We start from the raw sequence: 12,271 nt of genomic DNA, 5'->3' as shown, positions 1-12,271 counted from the left end.
AAGGAGATTCAAATGGCTCAAATTAAAATTACTTTGACTAAGTCTCCAATCGGACGCATCCCGTCACAACGTAAAACTGTTGTAGCACTTGGACTTGGCAAATTGAACAGCTCTGTTATTAAAGAAGATAACCCAGCAGTACGTGGTATGATCACTGCTGTATCTCACTTAGTAACAGTTGAAGAAGTAAAATAATCTATTTGAAATAGAAACAAAGTTTTCAGGGGTATGAGAGGTTCTCATCCCCTAAAACTAAATATAAGTATAGGCGAGTTTGTAGTTAGGACACCTTTTCCTGATTACATGCGTTAGCAATTTACAAAAGAGGAGAAAATTAATAATGAAACTTCATGAATTACAACCTGCTACAGGTTCACGTAAAGTCCGCAACCGTGTTGGTCGTGGTACTTCATCTGGTAATGGTAAAACTTCTGGCCGTGGTCAAAAAGGTCAAAAAGCTCGTAGCGGTGGCGGTGTACGTCTTGGTTTTGAAGGTGGACAAACTCCATTGTTCCGTCGTCTTCCAAAACGTGGATTTACAAACATCAACGCTAAAGAATATGCTATTGTGAACCTTGATCAATTGAACGCCTTTGAAGATGGTGCTGAAGTAACTCCAGTAGTACTTGTAGAATCAGGAATTGTAAAAGCTGAAAAATCAGGTATCAAAATTCTTGGTAACGGAGAATTGACTAAGAAGTTGACTGTTAAAGCAGCTAAATTCTCTAAATCAGCTGAAGAAGCTATCACTGCTAAAGGTGGTTCAGTTGAAGTCATCTAAGTGAGGTGACCTATGTTTTTTAAATTATTAAAAGATGCATTTAAGGTGAAACAAGTACGGTCGAAGATTTTATTTACGATCTTCATCATTCTTGTTTTCCGCATTGGGACCACGATTACAGTGCCTGGTGTAAATGCGAAAATTCTGAACAACCTTCAAGATGTGTCCTTCTTGAACATGCTCAGTTTGGTTTCTGGGAATGCCATGAGGAACTTCTCAGTTTTCGCATTAGGGGTTAGCCCATACATCACAGCTTCGATCGTCGTACAACTTTTGCAAATGGATCTGTTACCTAAGTTTGTTGAATGGGGCAAACAAGGGGAAGTTGGTCGAAGAAAGCTCAACCAAGCAACACGCTATATTTCTTTGGTTCTAGCCTTTGTTCAATCCATCGGGATTACAGCCACCTTCCACACTTTGTCTCAGGCGAAATTAGTCGCTACTCCAAATGCCAAAACTTATCTGTTAATCGGTGCGATTCTGACGACCGGTTCCATGATTGTGACTTGGCTTGGAGAACAAATCACAGATAAAGGCTACGGTAATGGTGTTTCAATGATTATCTTTGCAGGGATTGTGTCATCAATTCCTGAGATGATTAAAGAAATCTATGAAAATGCATTTGTGAATGTTCGTTCTGGTCAAATGACCAATTCCCTCATTTTTGTTGGGGTATTAATCCTTGCTGTCTTGGTTATTGTTTACTTTACAACCTTTGTAGAGCAAGCACAATACAAGATTCCAATCCAATATACAAAGATTGCACAAGGAGCTCCGTCAAGTTCTTACCTTCCTTTGAAAGTAAACCCAGCAGGGGTTATTCCTGTCATCTTCGCTAGTTCGATTACAGCAGCGCCTGCTGCGATTTTCCAAGTGATTAGCGCTATGGGTTACAATGCAGGATGGGTGAAAACAGCTCAAGCCATGTTGGCTACAAACACACCAACTGGTGTGGCAATGTATGCCTTATTGATCATTCTCTTCACCTTCTTCTACACGTTTGTTCAGATCAATCCTGAAAAAACGGCAGAAAACCTTCAAAAGAGTGGTGCCTATATCCCAGGCGTACGCCCTGGTAAGGGGACAGAAGAGTTTATGTCTCGTTTGCTACGTCGTTTAGCAAGTGTCGGATCAGTATTCCTTGGCTTTATTACCATCATTCCAATCCTAGCTCGAGATTTATTTGGTTTGACAGATGCAGTTGCTCTTGGAGGAACTAGTTTGTTAATCATTATTTCAACAGGTATTGAGGGAATGAAACAATTAGAAGGCTACTTATTAAAACGTAAGTATGTCGGATTTATGGACACAACAACAGAATAGAATAAGGTTGACTTTGTCAGCCTTCTATTTTGTTTTTAAATGGAAATAGGAATTCGCTCCTGCTTCCATTTAAAAACAAAATAAGGAGAATTCATCATGAATCTTTTAATTATGGGGTTGCCTGGAGCAGGTAAAGGAACTCAAGCAGCTAAAATCGTTGAAGAGTTTCACGTAGCGCACATCTCCACTGGAGATATGTTCCGCGCAGCGATGGCTAACCAAACTGAAATGGGTGTGCTTGCAAAATCATACATTGATAAAGGTGAGTTGGTACCAGATGAAGTAACCAATGGAATTGTGAAAGAACGCCTTGCTCAAGATGATATTAAAGAAACAGGTTTCCTTTTGGATGGCTATCCACGTACAATTGAACAAGCTCATGCCTTGGACAAAACATTGGCTGAACTTGGAATTGAACTTGAAGGTGTTATTAACATCGAAGTAGATCCATCATGCCTACTTGAACGTTTGAGTGGTCGTATCATTCACCGTGAAACTGGCGAAACTTTCCATAAAGTATTCAACCCACCAGTTGATTACAAAGAGGAAGATTTCTACCAACGTGAAGATGACAAACCAGAAACGGTTAAACGTCGTTTGGACGTCAATATTGCACAAGGAGAACCAATCATTGAATTTTATCGTTCAAAAGGACTCGTACATGATATCCAAGGAAACCAAGATATCAATGATGTATTTTCAGACATTGAAAAAGTCTTGGCAAATTTGAAATAAAAGCGTTTTTCATGCTTGCAATATTGGACAACTAGTGTTACAATTAGTTAGTCTGACTTATAATTGTTACCTCTGTGCTCAGAGGAATGAATCGAAATTTATGGAGGTACTTTTGCGTGGCAAAAGACGATGTGATTGAAGTAGAAGGCAAAGTAGTTGATACTATGCCGAATGCTATGTTTACGGTTGAACTTGAAAATGGACATCAGATTTTAGCAACAGTTTCTGGTAAAATTCGTAAAAACTATATTCGTATTTTAGCGGGAGATCGTGTTACAGTGGAGATGAGTCCGTACGATTTGACACGTGGACGTATCACATACCGCTTTAAATAATCGAAAAACTTGGAGGGATAAAAATGAAAGTAAGACCATCGGTCAAACCAATTTGCGAATACTGTAAAGTAATTCGTCGTAATGGTCGTGTTATGGTAATTTGCCCAGCAAATCCAAAACACAAACAACGTCAAGGATAAGATAGAAAGGAGAAAACATGGCTCGTATTGCTGGAGTTGACATTCCAAATGACAAACGTGTAGTAATTTCATTGACTTATGTGTACGGTATCGGACTTCCAACATCTAAGAAAATCCTTGCTGCTGCAGGCGTTTCTGAAGATATTCGTGTTCGCGATCTTACACCAGATCAAGAAGATGCTATCCGTCGTGAAGTTGACGCAATCAAAGTTGAAGGTGACCTTCGTCGTGAAGTAAACTTGAACATCAAACGCTTGATGGAAATCGGTTCATACCGTGGTATCCGTCACCGTCGTGGACTTCCAGTTCGTGGACAAAACACTAAAAACAATGCTCGCACTCGTAAAGGTAAAGCTGTTGCGATTGCAGGTAAGAAAAAATAAAATAAAATAAGGAGGTAAAAATCTTGGCTAAACCAACACGTAAACGTCGTGTGAAAAAGAATATCGAATCTGGTATTGCTCATATTCACGCTACATTTAACAACACAATTGTTATGATTACTGATGTGCATGGTAACGCAATCGCTTGGTCATCTGCAGGTGCACTTGGATTTAAAGGTTCTCGTAAATCTACACCATTTGCTGCTCAAATGGCATCAGAAGCTGCTGCAAAAGCTGCTCAAGAACACGGACTTAAATCTGTTGAAGTAACTGTTAAAGGTCCTGGTTCAGGTCGTGAGTCTGCTATTCGTGCACTTGCTGCTGCTGGTCTTGAAGTAACTGCAATTCGCGATGTAACTCCTGTACCACACAATGGTGCTCGTCCTCCAAAACGTCGCCGTGTATAATCATCAACAATTACACAGCTTTTCGTTTAAGAGGGAGTATAGCAAATGATTGAGTTTGAAAAACCAAATATAACAAAAATTGATGAAAACAAAGATTATGGCGTGTTTGTCGTAGAACCACTTGAACGTGGCTATGGTACAACACTTGGAAACTCACTTCGTCGTGTACTTCTGGCTTCACTTCCAGGTGCAGCTGTCACTTCAATCAACATTGAAGGTGTACTCCACGAATTTGATACCGTTCCAGGAGTCCGTGAAGACGTTATGCAAATTATTCTTAACGTTAAAGGAATCGCCGTTAAATCTTACGTCCAAGACGAAAAGATTATTGAACTTGATGTAGAAGGACCTGCAGAAGTAACTGCTGGAGATATTCTTACTGATAGTGACATCGAAATTGTAAACCCTGATCATTATCTATTTACAATCGGAGAAGGAGCATCTTTGAAAGCAACGCTTACTGTAAACAGTGGACGTGGCTATGTTCCGGCTGATCAAAACAAAAAAGATGATGCACCAGTGGGAACACTTGCTGTAGATTCAATTTATACGCCAGTGACTAAAGTCAATTACCAAGTTGAACCAGCACGCGTTGGTAGCAACGATGGCTTTGACAAGCTAACCCTTGAAATTTTGACAAATGGGACAATCATTCCAGAAGATGCATTAGGTTTGTCTGCTCGTATTTTGACAGAACACCTAAATCTATTCACAAACTTAACTGAAATTGCTATTGCAACAGATGTTATGAAGGAAGTGGATACAACTTCTGATGATCGCATTTTAGAACGTACGATCGAAGAATTAGATCTTTCAGTTCGTTCATATAACTGTTTGAAACGTGCTGGCATTAATACTGTTTACGATTTGACTGAAAAATCAGAAGCAGAAATGATGAAAGTTCGTAACTTGGGACGTCAGAGTCTTGAAGAAGTTAAAATCAAACTTGCCGACTTAGGCCTTGGGTTAAAAAACGATAAATAGAGGAGGAATACATGGCTTACCGTAAACTAGGACGCACTAGCTCACAACGTAAAGCGATGCTTCGCGATTTGACTACAGATCTTATCATCAATGAAGCAATTGTAACAACTGAAGCACGTGCGAAAGAAATCCGTAAATCAGTTGAAAAAATGATTACTTTGGGTAAACGTGGTGATTTGCATGCACGTCGTCAAGCTGCTGCATTCGTACGTAACGAAGTTGCATCACAAAACTTTGATGAAGAAACAGGTAAATACTCAGAAACAACTGCACTTCAAAAATTGTTCTCTGAATTAGCACCTCGTTATGCTGAGCGCAATGGTGGATATACTCGTATCCTTAAAACTGAACCACGTCGTGGTGATGCTGCGCCAATGGCTATCATCGAATTGGTATAATATCATCAATTTTGTTGAGTGTTATGATGATGGAATACACTGTTATTCTTAGTCTAGCTCTGGTCTACCGCTGGGGATTTTCCCCAGCGGGAACACTCATCATATTGAATGAATGGTAGACGCTTGTTTACGAAATTGCTTTAATTTAAAACAATTTCGTAAGCAGGCGTTTTGTCTTGTTTTCGTGAGTAGTCGAGAATAGCAAAAAATGATATAATGGAACCCATATCTCCAATAGAAGAAAAAGGATTCAATGACAAAACAACAAGCAATTAAATTACTAAAAGAGAAGTACCTTAGTAATATGAAAGAGGATTCGGAACTCTTTGTCGGAGTTGAATTAGAGTTTCCGATTGTAGAAACAAATGGAAACAAAACAAATATAGAGGTGACGAAAAATCTTTTTCGAACCTTAGCCAACTTATCAGATTTTGAAGTTGAAAAAATAGATGACGATCAAAATCCTATTCAATTGATTCACTGCTCTTCTAAAGATCGTATTCTATTCGAGTTGAGTTACAATACAATTGAATTTGCATTTGAGAGAGCTCGTTCTATAAATGAGGTGGCCAAACGTTTTGAGGCCTATTTGAAGATTATTCAACCGATTTTGCAAGAAAATAATCACGAAATCCAAGGGCACGGAATCCATCCTCTGTGGCAAGAAAATGATAATAGCCCAGTGAAAATCGAACGATACAAGATGTTAATGGCTTTCCTTGCGCTGAATGGTACAGGGATGAAGACACACTCCTATCCTTCGTACGGAGCATTTATATGCGGAAACCAGGTTCAATTGGATGTAAGTCGCGATAACTATCTTCGCATCATTAATGCATTTAATAAAATTGAAGCAGCAAAAGCATATTTGTTTTCTAACTCAGAATTTACAGCAGAAGCTTGGGATACAAAAATTGCTAGAGATATTTTCTGGGAAGAATCCTTACATGGTTATTATAAGGAAAATGTAGGGGTTTATCCTAAGGACTACCAAAGCGAAGAAGAGTTTTTTAATAATCTCGCTAGAACGGCTATTTTTACAGCAACTAGAGAGGGGAAATCTTATTATTTTAAACCAATTCGAGTGGAGTACTATCTAGATCAAAAAGAAATTACAGCCTATACGGCTGATGGAAATGAGAAAATTATTAACCCTGTAAAAGAAGATCTAAAACAACATCGAAGTTACCAATTTCAAGATCTAACTGCTCGTGGGACTGTAGAATTTAGAAGTGTTTGTACACAACCATTAGAAACCACATTTGCCCCGATAGCCTTTGAGTTGGGCTTGTTTGTAGAATTAGAAAAACTGGAAAACTTTTTTGAAGATTCTTCATTTTTTAAAAATGAAGAACAGGACTATCGAAAACTTAGAAAGAAATATTCAAAGAAAATTCTAAGTAAAGAAGAAAAAGAAGCGATACAATCCTTTTCAAAAGATCTTCTAGATATAGCTAAAGCAGGTTTAATGAAAAGAGGCTACAAGGAAGAAAAATTTCTTATCATTACCAAAGAACTAGACTAATAGAAAAGCCTTATTACAGGCTTTTCTTTATTACTTTCAAAAAAACTTTCAAAAAAATAAAATTTTTTGGAAAAAAGTGTTGACAGTAAGGTGAGGTCATGATATACTAATATAGTTGTCGCGCGAGAGCGACAAAGACCTTTGAAAACTGAACAAGACGAACCAATGTGCAGGGCGCTATAACTAAGGTTATAGTAACTGAACAATAAAAAACAATAAATCTGTCAGTGACAGAATGAGTTTAAGACAAACAATTATTTTAATGAGAGTTTGATCCTGGCTCAGGATGAACGCTGGCGGCGTGCCTAATACATGCAAGTAGAACGCTGAAGCTTGGTGCTTGCACCGAGCGGATGAGTTGCGAACGGGTGAGTAACGCGTAGGTAACCTGCCTCTTAGCGGGGGATAACTATTGGAAACGATAGCTAATACCGCATAAAAGTCGATATCGCATGATATTGATTTGAAAGGTGCAATTGCATCACTAAGAGATGGACCTGCGTTGTATTAGCTAGTTGGTGAGGTAACGGCTCACCAAGGCGACGATACATAGCCGACCTGAGAGGGTGATCGGCCACACTGGGACTGAGACACGGCCCAGACTCCTACGGGAGGCAGCAGTAGGGAATCTTCGGCAATGGGGGCAACCCTGACCGAGCAACGCCGCGTGAGTGAAGAAGGTTTTCGGATCGTAAAGCTCTGTTGTAAGAGAAGAACGAGTGTGAGAGTGGAAAGTTCACACTGTGACGGTAACTTACCAGAAAGGGACGGCTAACTACGTGCCAGCAGCCGCGGTAATACGTAGGTCCCGAGCGTTATCCGGATTTATTGGGCGTAAAGCGAGCGCAGGCGGTTAGATAAGTCTGAAGTTAAAGGCTGTGGCTTAACCATAGTACGCTTTGGAAACTGTTTAACTTGAGTGCAGAAGGGGAGAGTGGAATTCCATGTGTAGCGGTGAAATGCGTAGATATATGGAGGAACACCGGTGGCGAAAGCGGCTCTCTGGTCTGTAACTGACGCTGAGGCTCGAAAGCGTGGGGAGCAAACAGGATTAGATACCCTGGTAGTCCACGCCGTAAACGATGAGTGCTAGGTGTTGGGTCCTTTCCGGGACTCAGTGCCGCAGCTAACGCATTAAGCACTCCGCCTGGGGAGTACGACCGCAAGGTTGAAACTCAAAGGAATTGACGGGGGCCCGCACAAGCGGTGGAGCATGTGGTTTAATTCGAAGCAACGCGAAGAACCTTACCAGGTCTTGACATCCCTCTGACCGCTCTAGAGATAGAGTTTTCCTTCGGGACAGAGGTGACAGGTGGTGCATGGTTGTCGTCAGCTCGTGTCGTGAGATGTTGGGTTAAGTCCCGCAACGAGCGCAACCCCTATTGTTAGTTGCCATCATTCAGTTGGGCACTCTAGCGAGACTGCCGGTAATAAACCGGAGGAAGGTGGGGATGACGTCAAATCATCATGCCCCTTATGACCTGGGCTACACACGTGCTACAATGGCTGGTACAACGAGTCGCGAGTCGGTGACGGCAAGCTAATCTCTTAAAGCCAGTCTCAGTTCGGATTGTAGGCTGCAACTCGCCTACATGAAGTCGGAATCGCTAGTAATCGCGGATCAGCACGCCGCGGTGAATACGTTCCCGGGCCTTGTACACACCGCCCGTCACACCACGAGAGTTTGTAACACCCGAAGTCGGTGAGGTAACCATTTGGAGCCAGCCGCCTAAGGTGGGATAGATGATTGGGGTGAAGTCGTAACAAGGTAGCCGTATCGGAAGGTGCGGCTGGATCACCTCCTTTCTAAGGAAATGGAAACCTGTACGTTGGTCTTGTTTAGTTTTGAGAGGTCTTGTGGGGCCTTAGCTCAGCTGGGAGAGCGCCTGCTTTGCACGCAGGAGGTCAGCGGTTCGATCCCGCTAGGCTCCATTAACACTGTAAGGGTGTTAAGATTGAACATTGAAAATTGAATATCTATATCAAATAGTAACAAGAAAATAAACCGAAACGCTGTAAATATTTAAAGAGTTTAGGTCGCAAGACCAAAAATAAGGTTAAGTTAATAAGGGCGCACGGTGGATGCCTTGGCACTAGAAGCCGAAGAAGGACGTGACAAACGACGAAATGCTTTGGGGAGCTGTAAGTAAGCGACGATCCAGAGATGTCCGAATGGGGGAACCCACTAGCTGATGGCTAGTACTCCTATCTGTTAAGGATAGGTAGAGGAAGACGCAGTGAACTGAAACATCTAAGTAGCTGCAGGAAGAGAAAGCAAAAGCGATTGCCTGAGTAGCGGCGAGCGAAACGGCAGGAGGGCAAACCGAAGAGTTTACTCTTCGGGGTTGTAGGACTGCAATGTGGACTTAAAGATTATAGAAGAATGACATGGGAAGGTCAGCCAAAGAGAGTAAGAGCCTCGTATTTGAAATAGTCTTTATACCTAGCAGTATCCTGAGTACGGCGGGACACGAGAAATCCCGTCGGAATCTGGGAGGACCATCTCCCAACCCTAAATACTCTCTAGTGACCGATAGTGAACCAGTACCGTGAGGGAAAGGTGAAAAGCACCCCGGGAGGGGAGTGAAATAGAACCTGAAACCGTGTGCCTACAACAAGTTCGAGCCCGTTAATGGGTGAGAGCGTGCCTTTTGTAGAATGAACCGGCGAGTTACGATATGATGCGAGGTTAAGTTGAAGAGACGGAGCCGTAGGGAAACCGAGTCTGAATAGGGCGTCTTAGTATTATGTCGTAGACCCGAAACCATGTGACCTACCCATGAGCAGGTTGAAGGTGAGGTAAAACTCACTGGAGGACCGAACCAGGGCACGTTGAAAAGTGCTTGGATGACTTGTGGGTAGCGGAGAAATTCCAAACGAACTTGGAGATAGCTGGTTCTCTCCGAAATAGCTTTAGGGCTAGCGTCGACATTAAGATTCTTGGAGGTAGAGCACTGTTTGGGTGAGGGGTCCATCCCGGATTACCAATCTCAGATAAACTCCGAATGCCAATGAATTATGGTCGGCAGTCAGACTGCGAGTGCTAAGATCCGTAGTCGAAAGGGAAACAGCCCAGACCACCAGCTAAGGTCCCAAAATAATTGTTAAGTGGAAAAGGATGTGGGGTTGCACAGACAACTAGGATGTTAGCTTAGAAGCAGCTATTCATTCAAAGAGTGCGTAATAGCTCACTAGTCGAGTGACCCTGCGCCGAAAATGTACCGGGGCTAAAACAATTTACCGAAGCTGTGGATACCTTTATAGGTATGGTAGGAGAGCGTTCTATGTGTGGAGAAGGTGTACCGTGAGGAGCGCTGGAACGCATAGAAGTGAGAATGCCGGTATGAGTAGCGAAAGACAGGTGAGAATCCTGTCCACCGTAAGACTAAGGTTTCCAGGGGAAGGCTCGTCCGCCCTGGGTTAGTCGGGACCTAAGGAGAGACCGAAAGGTGTATCCGATGGACAACAGGTTGATATTCCTGTACTAGAGTATGTAGTGAAGGAGGGACGCAGTAGGCTAACTAAAGCGTGCGACTGGAAGTGCACGTCTAAGCAGTGAGGTGTGAATTGAGTTAAATGCTTAATTCTGTAACATTGAGCTGTGATGGGGAGCGAAGTTTAGTAGCGAAGTTAGTGACGTCACACTGCCAAGAAAAGCTTCTAGCGTTAATCATACTCTACCCGTACCGCAAACCGACACAGGTAGTCGAGGCGAGTAGCCTCAGGTGAGCGAGAGAACTCTCGTTAAGGAACTCGGCAAAATGACCCCGTAACTTCGGGAGAAGGGGTGCTGGCTTAAAGTCAGCCGCAGTGAATAGGCCCAAGCAACTGTTTATCAAAAACACAGCTCTCTGCTAAATCGTAAGATGATGTATAGGGGGTGACGCCTGCCCGGTGCTGGAAGGTTAAGAGGAGTGCTTAGCGGTAACGCGAAGGTATGAATTGAAGCCCCAGTAAACGGCGGCCGTAACTATAACGGTCCTAAGGTAGCGAAATTCCTTGTCGGGTAAGTTCCGACCCGCACGAAAGGCGTAATGATTTGGGCACTGTCTCAACGAGAGACTCGGTGAAATTTTAGTACCTGTGAAGATGCAGGTTACCCGCGACAGGACGGAAAGACCCCATGGAGCTTTACTGCAGTTTGATATTGAGTGTCTGTGCCACATGTACAGGATAGGTAGGAGCCATTGAGATCGGGACGCCAGTTTCGATGGAGGCGTTGTTGGGATACTACCCTTGTGTTATGGCCACTCTAACCCGGTAGGTTCATCATCTACGGAGACAGTGTCTGACGGGCAGTTTGACTGGGGCGGTCGCCTCCTAAAAGGTAACGGAGGCGCCCAAAGGTTCCCTCAGAATGGTTGGAAATCATTCGCAGAGTGTAAAGGTATAAGGGAGCTTGACTGCGAGAGCTACAACTCGAGCAGGGACGAAAGTCGGGCTTAGTGATCCGGTGGTTCCGTATGGAAGGGCCATCGCTCAACGGATAAAAGCTACCCTGGGGATAACAGGCTTATCTCCCCCAAGAGTTCACATCGACGGGGAGGTTTGGCACCTCGATGTCGGCTCGTCGCATCCTGGGGCTGTAGTCGGTCCCAAGGGTTGGGCTGTTCGCCCATTAAAGCGGCACGCGAGCTGGGTTCAGAACGTCGTGAGACAGTTCGGTCCCTATCCGTCGCGGGCGTAGGAAATTTGAGAGGATCTGCTCCTAGTACGAGAGGACCAGAGTGGACTTACCGCTGGTGTACCAGTTGTCTCGCCAGAGGCATCGCTGGGTAGCTATGTAGGGAAGGGATAAACGCTGAAAGCATCTAAGTGTGAAACCCACCTCAAGATGAGATTTCCCATGATTTTATATCAGTAAGAGCCCTGAGAGAAGATCAGGTAGATAGGTTAGGAGTGGAAGTTGTGTGAGCAATGGAGCGGACTAATACTAATAGCTCGAGGACTTATCCAAAGAGTCAGAAGATATTGACAACGAAAGGTTAACTTGTTAGAATATAGATGTTCAATTTTGAATGTTTAATCATTCAGAGTTAAGTGACGATAGCCTAGGAGATACACCTGTACCCATGCCGAACACAGCAGTTAAGCCCTAGAACGCCGGAAGTAGTTGGGGGTTGCCCCCTGTGAGATAAGGTAGTCGCTTAGCAAGAGATTGAGCCTAGTAGATACTAGGCTCATTTGGGAGTTTAGCTCAGCTGGGAGAGCATCTGCCTTACAAGCAGAGGGTCAGCGGTTCGATCCCGTTAACTCCCAT

At 43.2% G+C, this 12,271-nt stretch carries 11 protein-coding genes, 2 tRNA genes and 3 rRNA genes; all 16 read left to right on the top strand.

Annotation, left to right across the window (positions count from 1 at the left end):
- The first annotated feature begins 12 nt into the window (after nt 1-12).
- The 16 genes from rpmD to SM123_RS00005 all read left to right on the top strand — a co-directional run bounded on the left by rpmD (nt 13) and on the right by SM123_RS00005 (nt 12,270).
- A complete protein-coding gene (rpmD, locus tag SM123_RS00080) occupies nt 13-195 on the top strand; it encodes a 50S ribosomal protein L30 (protein ID WP_002894509.1) in 183 nt (60 codons plus the stop codon).
- 145 nt (nt 196-340) lie between these two features.
- Nucleotides 341-781, top strand: coding sequence for a 50S ribosomal protein L15 (gene rplO, locus SM123_RS00075; RefSeq protein ID WP_003002405.1), 441 nt, complete (start codon nt 341-343; stop codon nt 779-781).
- A 12-nt stretch (nt 782-793) separates the two neighbouring features.
- Nucleotides 794-2,104 carry a preprotein translocase subunit SecY gene (secY, locus tag SM123_RS00070; protein WP_049472515.1) on the top strand — a complete coding sequence of 437 codons (1,311 nt, stop codon included), beginning with the start codon at nt 794-796 and terminating at the stop codon, nt 2,102-2,104.
- 96 nt (nt 2,105-2,200) lie between these two features.
- The gene (locus SM123_RS00065; RefSeq protein WP_320909556.1) at nt 2,201-2,839 is read left to right on the top strand and encodes an adenylate kinase; all 639 of its coding nucleotides are present in this window, start codon (nt 2,201-2,203) and stop codon (nt 2,837-2,839) included.
- Between the two features lie 116 nt (nt 2,840-2,955).
- Nucleotides 2,956-3,174, top strand: coding sequence for a translation initiation factor IF-1 (gene infA / locus SM123_RS00060; protein ID WP_001029883.1), 219 nt, complete (start codon nt 2,956-2,958; stop codon nt 3,172-3,174).
- 23 nt (nt 3,175-3,197) lie between these two features.
- Nucleotides 3,198-3,314, top strand: a complete 117-nt coding sequence (gene rpmJ, locus SM123_RS00055; RefSeq protein ID WP_001808836.1) for a 50S ribosomal protein L36 — start codon at nt 3,198-3,200, stop codon at nt 3,312-3,314.
- Nucleotides 3,315-3,331: 17 nt separating this feature from the next.
- On the top strand, nt 3,332-3,697 hold the full coding sequence (gene rpsM, locus SM123_RS00050) for a 30S ribosomal protein S13 (RefSeq protein ID WP_003009631.1): 366 nt from the start codon (nt 3,332-3,334) through the stop codon (nt 3,695-3,697).
- Nucleotides 3,698-3,720: 23 nt separating this feature from the next.
- Complete coding sequence (gene rpsK, locus SM123_RS00045; RefSeq protein ID WP_003002390.1) at nt 3,721-4,104, top strand: 30S ribosomal protein S11; 384 nt, start codon at nt 3,721-3,723, stop codon at nt 4,102-4,104.
- A 45-nt stretch (nt 4,105-4,149) separates the two neighbouring features.
- Nucleotides 4,150-5,088: a DNA-directed RNA polymerase subunit alpha gene (locus SM123_RS00040; RefSeq protein WP_320909555.1), complete on the top strand. Its 939-nt coding sequence runs from the start codon at nt 4,150-4,152 to the stop codon at nt 5,086-5,088.
- Between the two features lie 11 nt (nt 5,089-5,099).
- A complete protein-coding gene (gene rplQ / locus SM123_RS00035) occupies nt 5,100-5,486 on the top strand; it encodes a 50S ribosomal protein L17 (RefSeq protein WP_003002399.1) in 387 nt (128 codons plus the stop codon).
- A 253-nt stretch (nt 5,487-5,739) separates the two neighbouring features.
- Nucleotides 5,740-7,011, top strand: coding sequence for a glutamate-cysteine ligase family protein (locus tag SM123_RS00030; RefSeq protein ID WP_320909554.1), 1,272 nt, complete (start codon nt 5,740-5,742; stop codon nt 7,009-7,011).
- Nucleotides 7,012-7,269: 258 nt separating this feature from the next.
- A 16S ribosomal RNA gene (locus tag SM123_RS00025) occupies nt 7,270-8,817 on the top strand.
- Nucleotides 8,818-8,870: 53 nt separating this feature from the next.
- Nucleotides 8,871-8,943: transfer RNA gene (locus SM123_RS00020), tRNA-Ala, on the top strand.
- A 123-nt stretch (nt 8,944-9,066) separates the two neighbouring features.
- Nucleotides 9,067-11,968 (top strand): 23S ribosomal RNA (locus SM123_RS00015).
- Nucleotides 11,969-12,047: 79 nt separating this feature from the next.
- Nucleotides 12,048-12,163, top strand: a 5S ribosomal RNA gene (rrf, locus tag SM123_RS00010).
- The 16S, 23S and 5S rRNA genes sit together here with 2 tRNA genes alongside, the layout of an rRNA operon.
- Before the next feature lie 34 nt (nt 12,164-12,197).
- A tRNA-Val gene (locus SM123_RS00005) sits at nt 12,198-12,270 on the top strand.
- The last annotated feature ends 1 nt before the right edge of the window (nt 12,271 follow it).

Origin of the sequence: Streptococcus sp. S5 (assembly GCF_034134805.1) — a bacterium.
Lineage (GTDB): Bacteria > Bacillota > Bacilli > Lactobacillales > Streptococcaceae > Streptococcus > Streptococcus lingualis.
The sequence above is the reverse complement of the archived record's forward strand: the minus strand, read 5'-3'. Positions and strand labels throughout refer to the sequence as shown.